The sequence below is a fragment of the Pseudomonas sp. 008 genome (genome assembly GCF_016861935.1).
GTDB lineage: Bacteria > Pseudomonadota > Gammaproteobacteria > Pseudomonadales > Pseudomonadaceae > Aquipseudomonas.
The window spans coordinates 366,081-384,108 of record NZ_BOMA01000002.1; the positions used below are offsets into that span (position 1 = coordinate 366,081).

The window sequence follows — 18,028 nt, forward strand, 5'->3', positions numbered from 1 at the left end:
ATGCGATGGATCAGGCGACGAAGTTAGAGAACCTGCCGCAAAAACGCCTGCGCACGCGGATCCTTCGGTGCATCGAAGAACTCGGTCGGCGAGGCATCTTCCAGCAATTTGCCGTGATCGAAGAACAGCACCCGATCCGCCACTTCCCGGGCGAAGCCCATTTCGTGGGTGACGCACACCATGGTCATGCCTTCCACGGCCAGGGTCTTCATCACATCCAGCACTTCACCGACCATTTCCGGGTCGAGCGCCGACGTCGGCTCATCGAACAGCATGACCTTCGGCTCCATCGCCAACGCCCGAGCAATGGCCACGCGCTGCTGCTGACCACCGGACAGGCGCGATGGAAACTCGTGGGCCTTCTGAGCGATACCGACCTTTTCCAGCAACACCATGGCCTTGGCCTCGCGCTCCTTCTTGCCTCGCTTGCGCACGACTTTCTGGGCCAGGCAGAGGTTCTCCAGCACGGTCATGTGCGGGAACAGGTTGAAATGCTGAAACACCATGCCGACTTCGCGGCGGTAGGCGTTGACGTCGGTTTTCGGGTCGGCCAGTTGCAGACCGTCGATGCTCACCGAACCGGAGTCGAACGCTTCCAGGCCATTCAGGCAGCGCAGAAAGGTCGATTTGCCGGAACCGGACGGGCCGATCACCACCAATACTTCGCCCTTCGCCACTTGGGTGGTGACGTTGTCCACCGCGCGAACCACCTGGCCGCGAGTGTCGAAGACTTTTATCAGATCGCGGACTTCAATCACTTTGCGCGAGCCTCCGCTCAAGCCGACTGGCGATTTTCGACAGCGGCAGGTTGATCAACAGGTACAGCCCAGCCACGCAGAACAGGATTTCGAACGGCGAGAACGAGGTGGTGATGACTTCGCGACCGCTTTTCAACAGTTCGGTAATCGCGATCACCGACACCAGCGAGGTGTCCTTGACCAGACTGATGAACTGCCCGGCCAGCGGCGGCAGCACGCGCTTGAACGCTTGCGGCAGCACCACATGGCGCATCGACTGGCCACCGCTCAAACCGAGGGAACGCGCCGCTTCGTTCTGGCCACGGGCAATGGACTGCACCCCAGAGCGGATGATCTCCGCCACGTAGGCACCGGTGAACAGCGACAACGCGGCGATCCCGGCGAACTCCCGGGAGAGGTTCATCACGGTGCCGATGAAGAAGTAGAAAATGAAAATCTGCACCAACAGCGGCGTACCGCGCACCAGCTCGACATAGATCGTCGAGAGGTCGCGCAGGGTCGGGTTGTTCGACAGGCGGCACAGCCCGGTGGCCAAGCCGATCAGCAGGCCAAGCACGCCAGACACCAGGGACAACCACAACGTGGTCCAGAGACCCCATAGCAGCGGGCCGGCGGCCCAATGCCGGGTCACACCGATCACGTCGCCTTCGGCCACATCATCGCCTTGCGCGACTTGCAGGCTGTTGTCGTCAACCGTCAGGTGCTGCTCATCCCCGGCATCATTGCGCAGGGTCACTTCAGCCTTGCCGCCCTTGCGCACCAGCTCACTGACGGTGGAGATGTCGGCCGCACGCTGGGACTCTTCGGCGTGGTAGGCGAAGTACTGCGGCACACGGTTCCAGCGCCATTCGTAGGACATCAGCGAGGTGGCGTAGTACAACGCGCCAGCCAGGCCGATCAGCACCAGCACGGTTAATACGTGCCAGGGCCATTGGGTTTTTTTCTGTTTCATTGGGGTTTGCAGGTTCCGAATGCTAAGTCGCTGGGGAGGACGCCTTCGCGGGCAAGCCTCGCTCCTACAAGGGATCGCGTTTGCGCAAGATTGGGATTACTCCAATCCCGCCTGTAGGAGCGAGGCTTGCCCGCGAAGGGGGCGACTCGATCTATCTGACCGAGTGTTACTCCATATCCTTGAGCCAAGCGGTGTCTTTAAACCACTTGTCATGGATGCGATCGTAGGTGCCGTCTTCGTGGATCTGGTGCAGGAAGTTGTTGATGAAGTTGAGGCTGTCGTAGTCGCCCTTCTTCAGGCCGAAAGCCAGAGGCTCATAGGTAAACGGCTTGTCGAGGAACAGCAGTTTGCCGTTGCCGACCTTATTCACCGCCACGACGTTGTAAGGCGCGTCGTAGATGAAGGCGTCAGCCTTGCCGTTGACCACGTCGAGCACTGCTTCCTGCTCGTTGTCGTAGCCGTGGTACTTGGCTTTGGAAATGAGTTTTTTGGCGACCATCTCGCCGGTGGTGCCGAGCTTGGAGGTGATGCGGTAGTCGGCGGTATTCAGGTCTTTATAGGACTTGATGGTGCCTTCCAGCTCCTTGCGGATCAGCAGCGTCTGGCCGACCACGATGAAGGGCTCGCTGAAGTTCAGGCGCAGGTTGCGTTCCTGGGTCAGGGTCATGCCACTGCCGATCATGTCGAACTTGTCGGTCAGCAGGGCCGGGATGATGCCGTCGTAGCCGGTGGATACCATTTCCAGCTTGACGCCCATGGCCTTGGCCATGGCTTTGAGGATGTCGACTTCGAAGCCGATGATTTCGCCGCGCTTGTTGGTCATTTCGAACGGCATGTAGGTCGGGTCCATGCCGACTTTCAGCGTGCCGCGCTTGACCGCGTCATCGATGGCACCGGCCTGCGCCGCGCTGACTGCAACCAATGCCGTGACGCCGACCAGCAGCATCGACAGATACTTCTTCATCTTCAAGTCCCCAAAACCCATCGCATTGTGAGGCACGCAAACGGCAGGTTTCCTTTGGGAAACCGGCAGATACGAACAGAAAGTTGTCCGGGCGCACCAATTCGGGGACGGATGCTAACGCACTCGGCCGTTTGCACAAGGGGTTGAAGGAGATTTGTTTGATCGTTCCCACGCAGAACACGGAACGATCATCAGCACAAAAAAAACCCCGCTCTCGCGGGGTTTTTCATTATGCCAACTGAGGCTGCACGCTCAACGGCTTGAGCGGCAACAGCGGCGCATGAGGATCGGCATCCACCGAAGTGCGCCAGGCCTGCAGCCACTCGGCATGGCCTTCGCTCCAGACTTGCTCATGCAAGCGACCCAGTGCCACCGGATCGCTCAGCAGGGCCACTCGCTCGTTGTTGGTCAGCCCTTCAGGCCCGACCTTCATCGCATGGCGAACCCGCTCGATACGCAGCCATTCGATCGGCTCGGCCTGACGGTGACGAGACGTCGCCAGCGCACACGCCAACGCGTTCTGCTGTGGATCGACCACCGACCGGACGAAGCCGTCATGCAGTGCATGCCAGCGGTTTTCGTGGGTGTACTGATCGGTCGCCAGCAATGCCTGCGGCGGATTGTATTCCTCAGGAATCAGGAACAGGCTCTCGTCACGGGATTTCAGGCCCAGGCCGACACGACTGGAGATCACCGACACCGGAATCGACAGCATCAGCGAACCGACGATCGGCACCAGCCACCAGAGGAAGCTCGGGTTCAGCCAGATCACCAACAGCGCCCAGAAGAAGCCCAGCACGGTTTGCGGACCGTGGCGCTTGACCGCCTCGCTCCAAGGCGTGGAGTCGTCGTCACGTTGCGGCGAGTTCCAGGTCGCGGCCCAGCCGAGGAACGCGGCGAGCACGAAACGGGTGTGAAAAATCATCCGCACCGGCGCCAGCAGCATGGAGAACAACATCTCCAGCAGCATCGACAGCGTCACCTTGAACTTGCCACCGAACTCTTTCGCGCCCTTGGCCCAGATCAGGATGATGCTCAGCAACTTCGGCAGGAACAACAGCACGATGGTCGTCGAGAACAGCGCGATCGCCTTGTCCGGGTGCCATTGTGGCCACAGCGGATAGAGCTGGCGCGGCTCCAGGAAGTACTGCGGCTCCATCAGCGTGTTGGTCGCCAGCAGGGCCGTCGACAGCACGAGGAAGAAGAACCACAACGGCGCCGACAGGTAAGACATCACGCCTGTCAGGAACACCGCGCGGTGTACCGGGTGCATGCCTTTGACCAGGAACAGCCGGAAGTTCATCAGGTTGCCGTGGCACCAGCGACGGTCACGCTTGAGTTCGTCCAGCAGGTTCGGTGGCAGTTCTTCGTAGCTGCCCGGCAAGTCATAGGCAATCCACACGCCCCAGCCGGCACGGCGCATCAGCGCCGCTTCAACGAAGTCGTGGGACAGAATCGCACCGGCGAACGCGCCTTTACCGGGCAACGGCGCCAGGGCGCAGTGCTCGATGAACGGCTTCATGCGGATGATCGCGTTGTGGCCCCAGTAGTGGGATTCGCCCAACTGCCAGAAGTGCAGGCCAGCGGTGAACAGTGGACCGTACACACGGGTGGCGAACTGCTGCATACGCGCATAAAGGGTGTCCATGCCCGACGCACGCGGCGCGGTCTGGATGATCCCGGCGTCCGGCGTGGCTTCCATCAGGCGCACCAGGCTGCTCAGGCATTCGCCACTCATTACGCTGTCGGCGTCGAGCACGACCATGTACTTGTAGTCACCGCCCCAACGACGGCAGAAGTCGTCGAGGTTGCCGCTTTTACGTTTTACACGACGACGACGGCGGCGGTAGAAGATCTTGCCGAAGCCCTTGGCTTCACGGCAGACGTCCAGCCAGGCCTGCTGTTCGGCGACGCAGATATCGGCGTCGTTACTGTCGCTGAGCACGAAAAAGTCGAAGCGATCCAGGTTACCCGAGGCTGCAACCGACTCGAAGGTCGCCCGCAAACCGGCGAACACCCGCGGCACGTCTTCGTTGCAGATCGGCATCACCAATGCGGTGCGTGCGTCCTTGGCGATCGGCTCGTTGCCGGCGCTGGCGCCGGAAATGCGGTACTTGTCGCGACCGGTGATCAACTCGAGGAAGCCCATCAGCGCGGTCCAGAAACCGGCCGACACCCAACAGAACAGAATCCCGAACAGAATCAGGATGCTGGTTTGCAACGCGTAAGGCAGCACTTGGGCCGCGGTTTGCAGAAGCGGTTGGTGCAGGACTTCTTCAAGATCGACGAACGACCAGCCCTGGTACGGCATGATGCCTTTCATGTACCAGCCGGCGACGATCGTCTGACCGAGCATCAGCACCAGCAGAATATAGCGGCGGATCGAACCGACGGTGCGCCAGCGAGCCGCCGGCAGCACGTTCTCGTCTTTCGGCGGCTGCGGCGGATTGGTGCGACCGGTCAGCCGACGCCAGCCACGCACCAGAATATTGGTGCGCCATGGCTCCGGAACGACTTTGGTCCGACGGATCGGCGGGGCTGCCTTGAGGCAAACCCGACCACTGGCGTCGAGCCCCAGCATTTGCGCATCCGCCAGTTCTTCGGCGGTGTTCAGGGTCAGGCGCCGCCCGACCGATGCCTGGGCGGCATCGGTCGGCGCGTCGAACGCCTGGGACGACAGACGTTCGTGCAGTTCACTGAAAGACTTGCAGCCCGCGAGTTCCGCGCGCTGCTCGTCGGTCATCGGCAAATGCGCCAGGTACTCGGCAAGCGTTTGTGGCTGTACTTGTGAATTACTCATCGGCGGGCAACTGATAGCTCCAGGTCTCGGTCAGGACTTGTTCAGTCGGTGCCGATTCCGGTGTGGCAGGGGCCGCTTCGGCAGCGACAGGCTGCTTGGCGTCTTTGTTGTCCTTGTCCTTGGTGTCCTTGACTTGCTGGGCTTGCGCTTCAGCTTGCTTGGCCTCCTTGTCCTTCTTCTCCTGCTGCTTGGCGGCGATCTTGTCGGCCTTGGCAACGGAAGAGCTGGACGCTGGCGCCGTGGTCTTGATCGTCTCGGCAGGCGTGATGGTCTTGACCAGTGCTGCACGCATTTCGGTGGACTTGTTCGGATCCTTGATCTTCATCCGCAGGGTCAGGCGCCAGCCCTTGGTTTCAGGGTTGTAACGGACGCTGTTCTCGACCAGTTCCGCGTTGTCGCCAACGCTCACCTGACTGCGCACTTCGGCATCTTCCGGCAAGTCTTGCAGGGACGGACCCTGGAAATCCACCAGGTAGGCCACGCTGCCGTCCGGCTGACGAATCAGGTTCGACTGCTTCACATCACCCGTGGAACGCAGGGTCTGTTGGACCCAGGCGCTGTCCGCCGAATGCAGGGCGGCTTCGTCGATGGTCCAGTGCATGCGATAGGCGACGTCCAGGGGCTGGCCAGGCTCTGGCAGTTTTTCCGGGCTCCAGAAAGCAACGATATTGTCGTTGGTTTCGTCAGCGGTAGGAATCTCCACTAGATCGACGGAGCCCTTGCCCCAATCGCCTTTCGGCTCGATCCAGGCGCTTGGGCGCTTGTCGTAGCGGTCATCGAGGTCTTCGTAGTGGCTGAAGTCACGACCACGCTGCAGCAAGCCGAAACCGCGCGGGTTCTCGATCGAGAAGTTGCTCACGGCCAGGTGTTTCGGGTTGTTCAATGGGCGCCAGATCCATTCGCCGTTGCCGGCATGGATCGACAGACCGCTGGAGTCGTGCAGTTCGCGACGGTAGTTCAGCACTTTCGACGGCTGGTTGGCGCCGAACAGGAACATGCTGGTCAGCGGCGCAACGCCAAGTTTGGTGACCTTGTCACGCAGGAACATCTTGGCCTTGACGTCGACGACCGTGTCGCTGCCCGGACGCAGGGTCAGGCGATAGGCACCGGTGGCGCGCGGCGAGTCCAGCAGGGCGAAGATCACCAGGTGCTTGTCGCCCGGCTTCGGCTGCTGAATCCAGAACTCGGTGAAACGCGGGAACTCTTCGCCGGACGGCAAGGCGGTATCGATGGCCATGCCGCGAGCGGACAGGCCATAGGTGTGGCCCTTGCCGACGACGCGGAAATAACTCGCGCCGAGCATGGTCATGATTTCGTCTTGCTTGTCGGCCTTGTTGATCGGGTAGAGCACACGGAAACCGGCATAACCCAGCTTCTCAGTGGCTTTAGGATCGAACTTCATATCGCCGAAATCGAAACGACTTGGGTCGTATTTGATCTCTTCGACGGCGTTGGCCGTGATTTCGTTGATTTTCACCGGCGTATCGAAGTGCATGCCCTGGTGATAGAACGACAGCTTGAATGGGGTTTTCTGGTTAGCCCACTCGGCTTTTTCGGTGAGGAAGCGAATTTTTTGATAATCCGCGAATTTCATCTCACGAAATTCATTCGGCAGGTTACTGCGCGGGGCTTCGTATTTTTGCCCGGCCAGCTCTTTTGCCTTGACCGATACGTCATCCAGATTGAATGCCCAAAGCTGGCCGGCGCTGAACAGGCAGAGCAGTGCAGAGCCCGCTACCAGAGCATTTCGAAACCGTTTGGCAGACAATTTTGGTGCATTACAGGGACTAACAATCACGAGCAACCCTCGCCGAAAACAGATCAAAAAACCAACGGCCAGTTAAAGTGCCAGCACGGTGTACGGTGGAAAAAAACCGACCCTGCGGACCACTCTTGCCAAGTTGGCGAGCATTGTTCCGACTCCCATGGGGCAAAATGATTCCCCAACAGGCCGCGGACAAGTCTCTACCTAAGTCAAAATGGACCAACGAACGCTGATCCCCGTAGCGCGCGATTATCTAGTAGGCCGCGTTACAACGCATCAGGGGGAAGCAAGTATTTATCGGGAAAAGCCTCTGTTTTCAGCCGAAATGCCCTTAAAAACATGTTTCAAGCGCTTTCACGTCTGTAACAGGAAGGTTACCGGGCCATCATTGACCAGGTGCACCTGCATATCCGCGCCGAATCTACCTGATGCCACAGTGCCATGCACCTGTTTCGCTTTGCCCAATAGATAGTCGAACAGCGCCTCGCCCAAGGCCGGAGGGGCTGCAGTCGAAAAACTCGGACGCAACCCGTTTTTGGTATCGGCGGCCAGGGTGAACTGCGAGACCAGCAACAACCCGCCGTCCACGTCAGCCAAGGACAGATTCATCTTGCCCTCGGCATCACTGAATACTCGATAGTTAAGCAGTTTATGCAGAAGTTTGTCGGCGCTGGCCTGCGTGTCGTCGGGTTCGACCGCCACCAGCACCAGCAACCCCTGATCTATCGCACCAACCACCTCTCCCGCGACCTCGACTCGCGCGCCGCGCACGCGTTGCAGCAAGGCCTTCATGCTTCGTCAGGCGACAGGTCGAGCAAGCGACGGGCCATCTGATCGGCGGCGCGTACCAATGCATCGGTGATCCCCGGTTCGGACGCCGCATGGCCGGCGTCGCGGATCACCTGCAATTCGCTGTTCGGCCAGGCTTGATGCAGTTCCCAGGCGTTGTCCAGCGGGCAGATCACGTCATAGCGACCATGGACGATGACGCCGGGCAAATGGGCGATCTTGCCCATGTCGCGGATCAGCTGGTTCGGCTCAAGGAAAGCGTTGTTGGTGAAGTAGTGGCATTCGATGCGGGCGATGGACAACGCACGCTGGGGTTCGGAGAAACGATCGACCACCAGCGGGTTCGGACGCAGGGTCGCGGTGCGGCCTTCCCAGATGGACCAGGCCTTGGCCGCGTGCATCTGGGCGATCTGGTCGTTGCCGACCAGGCGTTTGTGGAATGCCGTGAGCAAGTCGTCGCGCTCGTCCAGCGGGATCGGCGCGATGTAGTCCTGCCAGTAATCGGGGAACAGGCGACTGGCGCCACACTGGTAGAACCACTCGATTTCCTGGGGACGGCAGAGAAAAATCCCGCGCAGAATCAGACCGTGCACGCGCTCCGGGTGGGTTTGCGCGTAAGCCAGGGCCAGGGTCGAACCCCAGGAACCGCCGAACAGCACCCATTTGTCGATGCCCAAGTGCTTGCGAATCCGCTCGAGGTCGGCGACCAGATCCCAGGTGGTGTTGTTCTCAAGGCTGGCGTGGGGCGTGGAGCGACCGCAACCGCGCTGGTCGAAGGTGACGATGCGATACAGGTTCGGATCGAAATACCGGCGGCTCTGCGCATCACACCCGGCGCCAGGGCCGCCGTGAATGAACACTACCGGCAAACCTTCCGGTGAACCGCTTTCGTCGACATACAGCGTATGGGTTTTATCGACGGCCAGATCGTGCCGGGCGTGGGGTTTGATCTGCGGGTACAAAGTCTGCATTGCGCGCTCCGTAAGGGGTCGAGGTCATCCCTGTAGGGACTTCTATTATTCTGCCGTCCGGCATCATAAACCCGAATTACTTCAATGAGCATGCCCCTCGCAGCGTCAGCGTTTGTCAGACCGTCTTCTCAGCCCGTCTTGTCTGCCAAATAGCCGAGCAGGGTTTCATAGAGTCGGTCGACCTCGGCAACCTGCCCCCGCGCCCGCAAACAACCGTGAACCAGCCCCTGACCGTAATAAAGCATTGCGCTCACGCCGGCGGCGTTGAGTCGCCCGGCGTAAAGCACGCCGTCGTCACGCAATGGATCGAACTGCGCCACGGCGATCAACGCCGGCGGCAGGCCGCTGAAATCGTTGGCGAGCAAGGGCATCGCATAGGCCGTTGGCTGACGGATCCCCCCCAAGTACAGCGCGTGATAACAATCCAGATCGCTGCTACCCAGCAATGGCGCGTCGGCGCATTCGCTGCGTGATGGCAACCGGTGATCGCCGCCCAGGCCCGGATAGATCAGAACCTGTGCGCAAGGCCCCGGTTCGCCGGCATCGCGCAAGGCCAGACACAACGCAGCGGCAAGGTTGCCGCCAGCGCTGTCGCCGGCCACCAGCGTCCGCGCCGGGTCGAGCTGAAACGGCCCCGTTTGCAGCGCTTGCCAAACACCCAGGCAATCATCGAACGCCGCCGGAAACGGATGCTCCGGCGCCAGCCGATAATCGACGGCGATCACCAACACACCGAGCACCGATGCCAGTTCGGCGCAGATGAAGTCGTGGGAATCCAGATCCCCTACCACCCAACCGCCGCCATGCAGATACACAATGCAGGGCCAACCGTTGGTCGGCGGCGGAACCGGTGGTTGCCAGGCGCGCACCGCGACTCCCGCCAACTCTAGATCGACCACCTCAAGCCCCGCGGGATGTGGCGGGGTAAACGCCCGGCACATCTCGCTGTAGGCCTGACGCATACCGGCGAGGCTGCTGTCAGTGCTGTTGAAGCTGAGGGTTTTCTCGACGAATGCCGACATCTGCGCAGAGATCGGATACGCGGCCATCAGGGTTTCAAACTGGCCTGAACGGTCGCCACGCCATCCTTGCCATCGAAACTGCTGACACCCGCCAGCCAGCGCTGAAGGTCTTCGGGATGATCACGCAGCCACTGTTTGGCGACATCCTGCGGCGTCTTGCGCTCCATGATCGGCACCATCAACTGGCTTTCCTGGGCAGCGGTGAAGGTCAGGTTTTCCAATAGACGGTTCACGTTCGGGCAACGCTCGGCATAGTCCGGCGCGGTCACGGTGGAAACGGTCGCCGCGCCTTCGTTCGGGCCATAGACGTCTTCGCTGCCGGTCAGGTAGGCGATGTTCATGTTGATGTTCATCGGATGCGGGGTCCAGCCGACGAACACCACGAACTCCTTGCGATTGACCGCCCGCTGCACGGCGGCGAGCATCCCGGCCTCACCGGACTCGATCAGCTTGAAGTCCTTCAAACCGAAGCGGTTGGTCTCGATCATGGTTTTGATGGTGGTGTTGGCACCGCTGCCCGGCTCGATGCCGTAGATTTTGCCGCCCAACTGATCCTTGAACCTGGCGATGTCAGCGAAGGTTTTCAGGCCGGCGGCGGCGACGTAATCAGGTACCGCGAGCGTTGCCTGGGCGTCGGCCAGGCTCGGTTTGTCCATGACCTTCACTTGATTGGCAGCGACGAACGGGGCGATGTTCTTGTCCATCGCCGGTTTCCAGTAACCGAGGAAGATATCGAGGCGTTTGTCGCGGATGCCGGCGAAGATGATTTGCTGTACGGCGCTGGTTTGCTTGCTTTCATAGCCAAGGCCATTAAGCAGCACATCGGCCATGCCGCTGGTGGCAATGACGTCGGTCCAGTTGACCACGCCCATGCGCACGGTCTTGCAGGCAGCGGGGTCGTTGGCGAAAACGCTGGTGCTCAGAAGAGCAGTGCCGGTGAGGATTAACAGACAGCGGTTGAACAGTCGTTTCATCGGGAAGGCTCGCTCGGCAGCAGATTATTGTGGGCCCGGTGTCTTCGTGCACCGTGCCCACAACGTTACGCAGCGCCGAGTCGGCAAAAGTGACCTGTGGCGACCGTGTTTTGCACGGTGGCGACTGTCCTGATGCGCTACCAAGGCGAACACTAATCTGTGGCGAGGGAGCTTGCTCCCGCTGGGTTGCGAAGCAGCCCCCAAACCATTCAACCGAGCTTCATCAGATACGCCCGACCAACCGGGTTTACGACGGCTTCGCCGCCGAGCGGGACGGTGCGGCGATCCGACAAGCTCCCTCGCCACAAAGGCCCGTTCGCCACAGGGTTACGCGCTGTAATGCTTTTCGCCCCACGCCAACAACCCTTGCAGCAACTCCCTGAGCACCACCTGAGTCGGTTCCGCCAGATCCGGGCGATAACGGAACGGCTGGAACTCTTCCATATACGTGCACTGGCCCAACTCCAGTTGCACGGCATGAATGTTCTCGGCCGGATTGCCATAATGCCGGGTGATGTGACCGCCCTTGAAGCGACCGTTCAGCACATGGCTGTAATCGGTGTGCTTCGCGCAGATCGCTTCCAGCTGTGTGGCCAACTGTGGATCGCAGCTGGCGCCGTTGAAGGTGCCGAGGTTGAAGTCCGGCAGCTTGCCGTCGAACAGGTGCGGGATCACCGAGCGGATCGAGTGCGCGTCGAACAGCAGCGCGTAGCCGAACTCGGCTTTCAGCCGCGCCAGCTCTTCCTGCAAGGTGCGGTGGTACGGCGTCCAGATCTGCTCCAGATACGTCGCCCGCTCTGCAGCCGACGGCTCCAGCCCTTCGCGGAACAACGGCACGCCATCGAACAGCGTCGCCGGATACAGACCGGTGGTGGCGCCGACATATAAAGGCTTGTCGTCGGACGGCCGATTCAGGTCGATGACAAACCGCGAGTACTCGGCCGCCAGGGTGCTGGCGCCCAGTTCGGCGGCGAATTCATAAAGCCTGGGGATATGCCAATCGGTGTCCGGCAGGCTTTTCGCGTCAGGGATCAACCCCGCTTCCACCGTCGGGGTCAGGCGCAGGCCGGCGTGGGGCATGCTGATCAGCAGCGGCACGCGGCCTTGTTTGAAGTTCAGAACCTTATCCACAACCGCTCTCCTACAGATTTGATTCAACGCCGTGACGCACGACGCGTTTTTCCAGGTCGCCGCCCAGCCAGTACGACAGGTCGGCCGGACGATCGATTTGCCAGGCGACGAAGTCTGCGACCTTGCCGGCTTCCAGCGAACCGTGGGTTTGGCCCATGCCCAACGCGGTGGCGGCATGAATAGTCGCGCCCGCCAGTGCCTCTTCCGGAGTCATGCGGAAACAGGTGCAGGCCATGTTCAGCATCAAGCGCAACGACAACGCCGGCGAGGTGCCCGGGTTGAGGTCGCTGGCGATGGCGATTTTCACCCCGTGTTTGCGCAGGGCTTCCATCGGTGGCAATTGGGTTTCCCGCAGGAAGTAAAACGCACCGGGCAGTAATACCGCGACGGTGCCGGACTTGGCCATGGCGATGGCGTCGTCTTCGGTCATGAATTCCAGATGATCGGCGGACAGTGCGTGGTAACGCGCCGCCAGGCTCGAACCGTGCAGCGATGACAATTGCTCGGCGTGCAGCTTCACCGGTAAGCCGAGGTTCTGCGCGGCGACGAACACCCGCTCGACCTGCTCTGGCGAAAACGCCAGGTATTCACAGAACGCGTCTACCGCATCCACCAGCCCTTCGGCCGCCAGGGCCGGGAGCATTTCGCTGCAGATGTGATCGATGTAGGCGTCGGCGCGGTCGGTGTATTCCGGCGGCAAGGCGTGGGCCGCCAGGCACGTGCTGCGCACGCTGACGGGTAGCTCGGCGCCGAGACGGCGGATCACCCGCAGGATCTTGCGTTCGCTGGCCAGGTCCAGGCCGTAGCCGGATTTCATTTCGACGGTGGTCACGCCATCACGCATCAGGCTTTTCAGACGCTTGGCGGCGCTGGCGAACAGCTCATCTTCGCTGGCGGCGCGGGTGGCGCGCACGGTGCTGGCAATGCCGCCGCCGGCAGCGGCGATTTCCGCGTAGCTGACGCCTTGCAGGCGCTGCTCGAATTCGCCGCTGCGGTTGCCGCCGAACACTGTGTGGGTGTGGCAGTCGATCAGGCCCGGAGTGACCCAGGCCCCGCTCAAGTCATTGACGGCCGGGTACTCGCCGGCCGGCAGTTCGGCGCGTGGGCCGATCCACTCAATGTGCGCACCGGACGTCACGATGGCCGCATCCTCGATGATCGAGTAGACGCCTTGCGCCATGGTTGCGACGTGGCAGTGTTGCCAGAGCGTTTTCATCCTTGGCCTCCGTTAGGTTATCGATGAGAAAAAATGGGTTCCTGCTCAACCAGTACCGCCTTCCCTGCCGCCGGCTTGACCCACGTCAGGTAGGCCAGCACCAGCAACACAATCCAGACCACGCCGACGATCAACGCCGCCTGGGTATCCGGGAAATAACCCAGCACGCCGAAGATGAACAGCATGAAGGCAATCGCCGCCATCGGCGCATAGGGCCAGAACGGCACCGGGAATTTCAATTGCGCGACCTGCTCGGCACTCATGGAGCGACGCATGGCCACCTGGGTGAACAGAATCATCAGCCAGACCCACACCGTGGCAAACGTCGCGATGGAGGCGATCAACAGAAACACGTTTTCCGGGATCAGGTAGTTCAGCAACACACCCAGCAGCAGAGCACAACTCATCACCATCACCGTCAACCACGGCACGCCATTGCGCGACAAGCGAGCGAAGCCTTTCGGTGCGTGCCCTTGCTGAGCCAGGCCATACATCATGCGGCCCGCGCCGAAGATGTCACTGTTGATGGCCGACACCGCCGCCGAGATCACCACGATGTTGAGGATGGTCGCCGCCGAGCTGATCCCCAGGTTGTCGAAAATCTGCACGAACGGGCTGCCTTGGCTGCCGATCTGCTGCCACGGGAAGATCGACATCAGCACCAGCATCGTCAGCACGTAGAACAGCAGGATTCGCAACGGTACGGCATTGATCGCGCGAGGCAGCACATGCTGCGGGTCTTTGGCTTCACCGGCGGTAACGCCGATGATTTCAATACCGCCAAAGGCAAACATCACCACCGCAAACGAGGCGATCAAGCCGCCCACGCCATTGGGCATGAAGCCGCCCTGGGTCCAGAGGTTGCTGATATCGGTCGCCTGGGCACCGGGCGCATTGCTGATGCCGAACAGCATGATGCCGAAACCGCCGAGGATCATCGCGACGATGGCCGCGACCTTGAGCAGCGACAACCAGAACTCCATTTCGCCGAAGACTTTGACGTTGCACAGGTTCAAGCCGCCGACCACCGAAACGATGCCCAGCACCCAGATCCAGCGGGAGACTTCCGGAAACCAGAAACCCATGTAAATGCCGAATGCGGTCACGTCGGCCATACCGACAATGACCATTTCAAATGCGTAGGTCCAACCGAGGATAAAGCCCGCCATTGGCCCCAGATAGGTGCTGGCGTACTGGCCGAAAGAACCGGCCACCGGGTTATGCACCGCCATCTCGCCAAGGGCGCGCATGACCATGAACACCGCCGCGCCACCAATCAGGTAAGCGAGCAGGACCGCGGGGCCGGCCATTTGAATGGCCGAGGCAGAACCGTAAAACAGCCCGGTGCCGATCGCCGACCCCAGTGCCATGAAGCGAATATGTCGGGCAGAGAGCCCGCGTTTCAAACCTTTTGCTGGCTGTTGCATTTCTCGTCCTTAATTATTCTTATTCGACGCTAAATGATCATTCCCACGCTCCGCGTGGGAATGATCATCAGAGAAGGAGCTATTACAGGCTAGGCAGCAACTTCGCCATCACCAGGCCATTCAGGCAACGCGTAGCCAACAACTCACTGGCCGCATTGATGTCCGGCGCAAAGAAGCGGTCCTTCTCATAGAACGGCACTTCAGCACGCAGGATCGCGCGGGCTTTTTCCAGTTTTGGCGAGGTTTTCAGACCGTCGCGCAGATCCAGACCCTGGGCCGCCGCCAACCATTCCACCGCGAGAATCCCGCGAGTGTTCTCGGCCATTTCCCACAGACGCTTGCCGGCAGCCGGCGCCATGGACACGTGGTCTTCCTGGTTGGCGGAAGTCGGCAGGCTGTCCACCGAATGCGGATGGGACAGCGCCTTGTTCTCGCTGGCCAGTGCCGCAGCCGTTACTTGAGCGATCATGAAGCCGGAGTTCACGCCGCCATTGGCCACCAGGAACGGCGGCAGTTGCGACATGTGCTTGTCCATCATCAGCGAGATGCGGCGTTCGCTCAGGGAGCCGATTTCGGCAATGGCCAAGGCCATGTTGTCGGCAGCCATGGCCACCGGCTCGGCGTGGAAGTTACCGCCGGAGATCACGTCGCCTTCAGCGGCGAACACCAATGGGTTGTCCGATACGGCGTTGGCTTCGATGGCGAGCACTTCGGCGGCCTGACGGAACTGGGTCAGGCAGGCGCCCATGACTTGCGGCTGGCAGCGCAGGGAGTATGGGTCCTGGACCTTTTCGCAGTTCTCGTGCGAGTCGGACACTTCACTGCGCTCGCCCAGCAAATCGCGGTAAGCAGCAGCGGCGTCGATCTGGCCTTTCTGGCCGCGAGCGGCATGAATACGCGCGTCGAATGGCGAGCGCGAGCCCAGTACCGCTTCGACCGTCAGGCCGCCAAGGGCCAGGGCGCCGGCGAACAGATCTTCACCTTCGAACAGGCCACGCAGGGCGTAGGCGGTGGACACCTGAGTGCCGTTGAGCAGCGCCAGGCCTTCTTTCGCTGCCAGGGTCAGCGGCGTCAGACCGGCGACTTTCAGCGCTTCGGTGGCGGGCAGCCATTCGCCTTTGTAGCGCGCCTTGCCTTCGCCCAGCAGCACCAGCGACATGTGGGCCAGTGGCGCCAAATCGCCGGAGGCACCAACCGAACCTTTCAGAGGAATATGCGGGTAAACCTCGGCATTGATCAGCGCGATCAGTGCGTCGATCACCTGACGACGAATACCGGAGAAACCACGGCTCAGGCTGTTGACCTTGAGCACCATGACCAGTCGCACCAGGGCGTCGCTGATCGGCTCGCCGACACCGGCGGCATGGGACAGCACCAGCGAGCGCTGGAGGTTTTCCAGGTCTTCGCTGGCGATGCGGGTCGAGGCCAGCAGGCCGAAACCGGTGTTAATGCCATACGCGGTGCGGTTCTCGGCGAGGATCTGTTCCACGCAGGCAACGCTGGCTTCGATTTGCGCCGAAGCGCTTTCGTCGAGGGTGATTTTGACCGGTTGCTGATACACATCACGCAGTTGGGCAAGGCTCAGTTGGCCGGGAATCAAATTAAGCGCAGTCACATTCATTCTCCTTTTGAGAGCATTTTTATTAACTAACCAGACGCTCCGGAGATATCCGTTGTCCGTCGCTTCCCGCCTTTTGGAGGGGCCGCGCCTTGGCACGCTGGTGGTTGTGGAAATCAGTTGAGGTTCGGTACAGCCTTGTGCAGCAAAATCGGGTCTTTCAAAACAGCAGCGGCGCTGGCGATGTCCGGCGCCAGCCAGCGGTCCTGGTCGTAGGCCGGAATACGTTCGCGCAGCAGGCGCCACGCGGCATCGGTGCCGGCGCCGAAGCGTTGTTCTTTCAGGAATTCAAAAGCCTGAGCCGCCAACAGGTACTCGATGGCGAGGATCTGCGTGCAGTTTTCCAACGCGCGATGCAGCTTCAGCGCGGCGTTGGTGCCCATGCTCAGGTGGTCTTCCTGCAAGCCCGAAGTGACGTAGTTATCGAGCACCGCCGGTTGCGCCAACTGGCGGTTTTCCGCACACAGCGACGCGGCGACGTATTGCACGATCATCATCCCGGAATTCACGCCCGGATTGGCCACCAGAAAGGCCGGCAAACCGCTGACGTGCGGGTTGACCAAGCGGTCCAGGCGACGCTCGGCGATAGAGCCGATTTCGGCCATGGCAATGGCGAGCAAGTCAGCCGCCAAAGCAACTGATTGGCCGTGCGGATTGGCCTGGGACATGACGCGGAAATTGTCCGGCGTGCCCAGCAGCAACGGGTTGTCGGTCGCGGAGTTGAGCTCGGTTTCGATCTGTTTTCTGGCGTGCTCCAGCTGATCGCGGGCAGCGCCATGCACTTGCGGAATCGAGCGGATGCTTAATGCATCCTGAGTGCGAATGCCTTTGCTGTTGGCGATCACTTCACTGCCGTCGAGCAACGCTCGCAGATTGATACCCACCTGTTGCATGCCCGGATGCGGTTTGAGCGCAATGATCTCGGCGTCGAACGCGGCAATCTGGCCACGCTGGGCTTCGAAGCTCATGGCGCCGATCACATCGGCCCACTGCACCAGGTTCGTTGCATCGGCCAGGGCCAGGCAGATGAGGCCAGTCATGCACGGTGTGCCGTTGACCAGGCACAAACCATCTTTGGCACCCAGTTGAACCGGTTGCAGCCCTTCTTCGGCCAAGGCTTGTTGTGCAGAAACGATCTGCCCGCGATAGCTGACATTACCGACGCCCAGCAGCGCGATGCCGATGTGGGCCATGTGGGTCAGATAACCGACCGACCCCTGGGACGGCACTTGCGGAGTGATGCCGCGATTGAGCAGCGCCAGCAGGGCTTCGACCACCCGGCGGTGAATGCCGGATTTGCCATGGCTGTAGTTGTGGATCGCGGCGCAGAGGATCGCGCGAGTCTGCTCGTCGGACAGCGGAGCACCGACGCCGCAGGCATGGCTGAGCAAGGTATTGCGCGACAGCTGGCTGAGTTGTTCGTCCTTGAGCGAGACGTTGCACAAGGCGCCCAGGCCGGTGTTGACGCCATAGGCGCGCTCGCCGCTGGCGACGATGCGCTGGACGATCGCCTGGGCATTCTCGATCCGCGTCCAGGTTTGGGCCGACAGCTCAAGCTGCGCGCCGTGGCGGGCGACCGCGACCACATCCTGCCAACGCAACGGGGCATCGGCGATAACGATTTTTTCAGCCTGGGACATC

General features: G+C 61.0%; 14 protein-coding genes. All 14 read right to left on the minus strand.

Translation table 11 applies throughout. The features are described from left to right. Positions 1 to 23: 23 nt before the first annotated feature. Positions 24 to 758: an amino acid ABC transporter ATP-binding protein gene (locus JUI81_RS06215; RefSeq protein WP_204123941.1), complete on the minus strand. Its 735-nt coding sequence runs from the start codon at positions 756 to 758 to the stop codon at positions 24 to 26. Beyond that, positions 751 to 1,710 (minus strand): amino acid ABC transporter permease, encoded by a 960-nt coding sequence (locus JUI81_RS06220; RefSeq protein ID WP_019581834.1) that lies wholly within the window; start codon positions 1,708 to 1,710, stop codon positions 751 to 753. Before JUI81_RS06220 ends, JUI81_RS06215 begins: the two co-directional genes overlap by 8 nt. A gap of 166 nt (positions 1,711 to 1,876) precedes the next feature. Further along, a complete protein-coding gene (locus JUI81_RS06225; protein ID WP_026286648.1) occupies positions 1,877 to 2,674 on the minus strand; it encodes a transporter substrate-binding domain-containing protein in 798 nt (265 codons plus the stop codon). A gap of 229 nt (positions 2,675 to 2,903) precedes the next feature. Next, entirely contained in the window at positions 2,904 to 5,474 is a 2,571-nt protein-coding gene (mdoH, locus tag JUI81_RS06230; protein ID WP_019581833.1) for a glucans biosynthesis glucosyltransferase MdoH, read from the minus strand. Beyond that, complete coding sequence (locus tag JUI81_RS06235) at positions 5,467 to 7,272, minus strand: glucan biosynthesis protein G (protein WP_019581832.1); 1,806 nt, start codon at positions 7,270 to 7,272, stop codon at positions 5,467 to 5,469. The genes mdoH and JUI81_RS06235 overlap by 8 nt, the downstream gene beginning before the upstream one ends. A gap of 321 nt (positions 7,273 to 7,593) precedes the next feature. Next, entirely contained in the window at positions 7,594 to 8,031 is a 438-nt protein-coding gene (dtd, locus tag JUI81_RS06240) for a D-aminoacyl-tRNA deacylase (RefSeq protein ID WP_018929172.1), read from the minus strand. Then, positions 8,028 to 8,999 carry a prolyl aminopeptidase gene (pip, locus tag JUI81_RS06245; RefSeq protein ID WP_018929173.1) on the minus strand — a complete coding sequence of 324 codons (972 nt, stop codon included), beginning with the start codon at positions 8,997 to 8,999 and terminating at the stop codon, positions 8,028 to 8,030. The genes dtd and pip overlap by 4 nt, the downstream gene beginning before the upstream one ends. A gap of 128 nt (positions 9,000 to 9,127) precedes the next feature. Then, positions 9,128 to 10,048, minus strand: coding sequence for an alpha/beta hydrolase (locus tag JUI81_RS06250; protein WP_204123942.1), 921 nt, complete (start codon positions 10,046 to 10,048; stop codon positions 9,128 to 9,130). Further along, complete coding sequence (locus JUI81_RS06255; protein WP_096481379.1) at positions 10,048 to 10,995, minus strand: choline ABC transporter substrate-binding protein; 948 nt, start codon at positions 10,993 to 10,995, stop codon at positions 10,048 to 10,050. The genes JUI81_RS06250 and JUI81_RS06255 overlap by 1 nt, the downstream gene beginning before the upstream one ends. A gap of 327 nt (positions 10,996 to 11,322) precedes the next feature. Continuing rightward, positions 11,323 to 12,126 carry an N-formylglutamate deformylase gene (gene hutG, locus JUI81_RS06260; RefSeq protein WP_018929176.1) on the minus strand — a complete coding sequence of 268 codons (804 nt, stop codon included), beginning with the start codon at positions 12,124 to 12,126 and terminating at the stop codon, positions 11,323 to 11,325. Positions 12,127 to 12,136: 10 nt separating this feature from the next. Next, positions 12,137 to 13,342 carry an imidazolonepropionase gene (hutI, locus tag JUI81_RS06265; protein WP_018929177.1) on the minus strand — a complete coding sequence of 402 codons (1,206 nt, stop codon included), beginning with the start codon at positions 13,340 to 13,342 and terminating at the stop codon, positions 12,137 to 12,139. 17 nt (positions 13,343 to 13,359) lie between these two features. Then, entirely contained in the window at positions 13,360 to 14,769 is a 1,410-nt protein-coding gene (locus JUI81_RS06270) for an amino acid permease (RefSeq protein WP_028939607.1), read from the minus strand. Between the two features lie 82 nt (positions 14,770 to 14,851). Further along, positions 14,852 to 16,390, minus strand: coding sequence for a histidine ammonia-lyase (gene hutH, locus JUI81_RS06275; RefSeq protein WP_204123943.1), 1,539 nt, complete (start codon positions 16,388 to 16,390; stop codon positions 14,852 to 14,854). Between the two features lie 113 nt (positions 16,391 to 16,503). Next, positions 16,504 to 18,027 (minus strand): histidine ammonia-lyase, encoded by a 1,524-nt coding sequence (gene hutH, locus JUI81_RS06280; protein WP_204123944.1) that lies wholly within the window; start codon positions 18,025 to 18,027, stop codon positions 16,504 to 16,506. Position 18,028 lies beyond the last annotated feature (1 nt).

Coding starts and splice junctions, on each gene's coding strand:
- hutH (WP_204123943.1), bottom strand. CDS start 16,390: ATGAATGTGACTGCGCTTAATTTGATTCCCGGCCAACTGAGCCTTGCC.
- JUI81_RS06220 (WP_019581834.1), bottom strand. CDS start 1,710: ATGAAACAGAAAAAAACCCAATGGCCCTGGCACGTATTAACCGTGCTG.
- hutH (WP_204123944.1), bottom strand. CDS start 18,027: ATGTCCCAGGCTGAAAAAATCGTTATCGCCGATGCCCCGTTGCGTTGG.
- JUI81_RS06270 (WP_028939607.1), bottom strand. CDS start 14,769: ATGCAACAGCCAGCAAAAGGTTTGAAACGCGGGCTCTCTGCCCGACAT.
- JUI81_RS06225 (WP_026286648.1), bottom strand. CDS start 2,674: ATGAAGAAGTATCTGTCGATGCTGCTGGTCGGCGTCACGGCATTGGTT.
- pip (WP_018929173.1), bottom strand. CDS start 8,999: ATGCAGACTTTGTACCCGCAGATCAAACCCCACGCCCGGCACGATCTG.
- mdoH (WP_019581833.1), bottom strand. CDS start 5,474: ATGAGTAATTCACAAGTACAGCCACAAACGCTTGCCGAGTACCTGGCG.
- JUI81_RS06255 (WP_096481379.1), bottom strand. CDS start 10,995: ATGAAACGACTGTTCAACCGCTGTCTGTTAATCCTCACCGGCACTGCT.
- dtd (WP_018929172.1), bottom strand. CDS start 8,031: ATGAAGGCCTTGCTGCAACGCGTGCGCGGCGCGCGAGTCGAGGTCGCG.
- JUI81_RS06250 (WP_204123942.1), bottom strand. CDS start 10,048: ATGGCCGCGTATCCGATCTCTGCGCAGATGTCGGCATTCGTCGAGAAA.
- hutI (WP_018929177.1), bottom strand. CDS start 13,342: ATGAAAACGCTCTGGCAACACTGCCACGTCGCAACCATGGCGCAAGGC.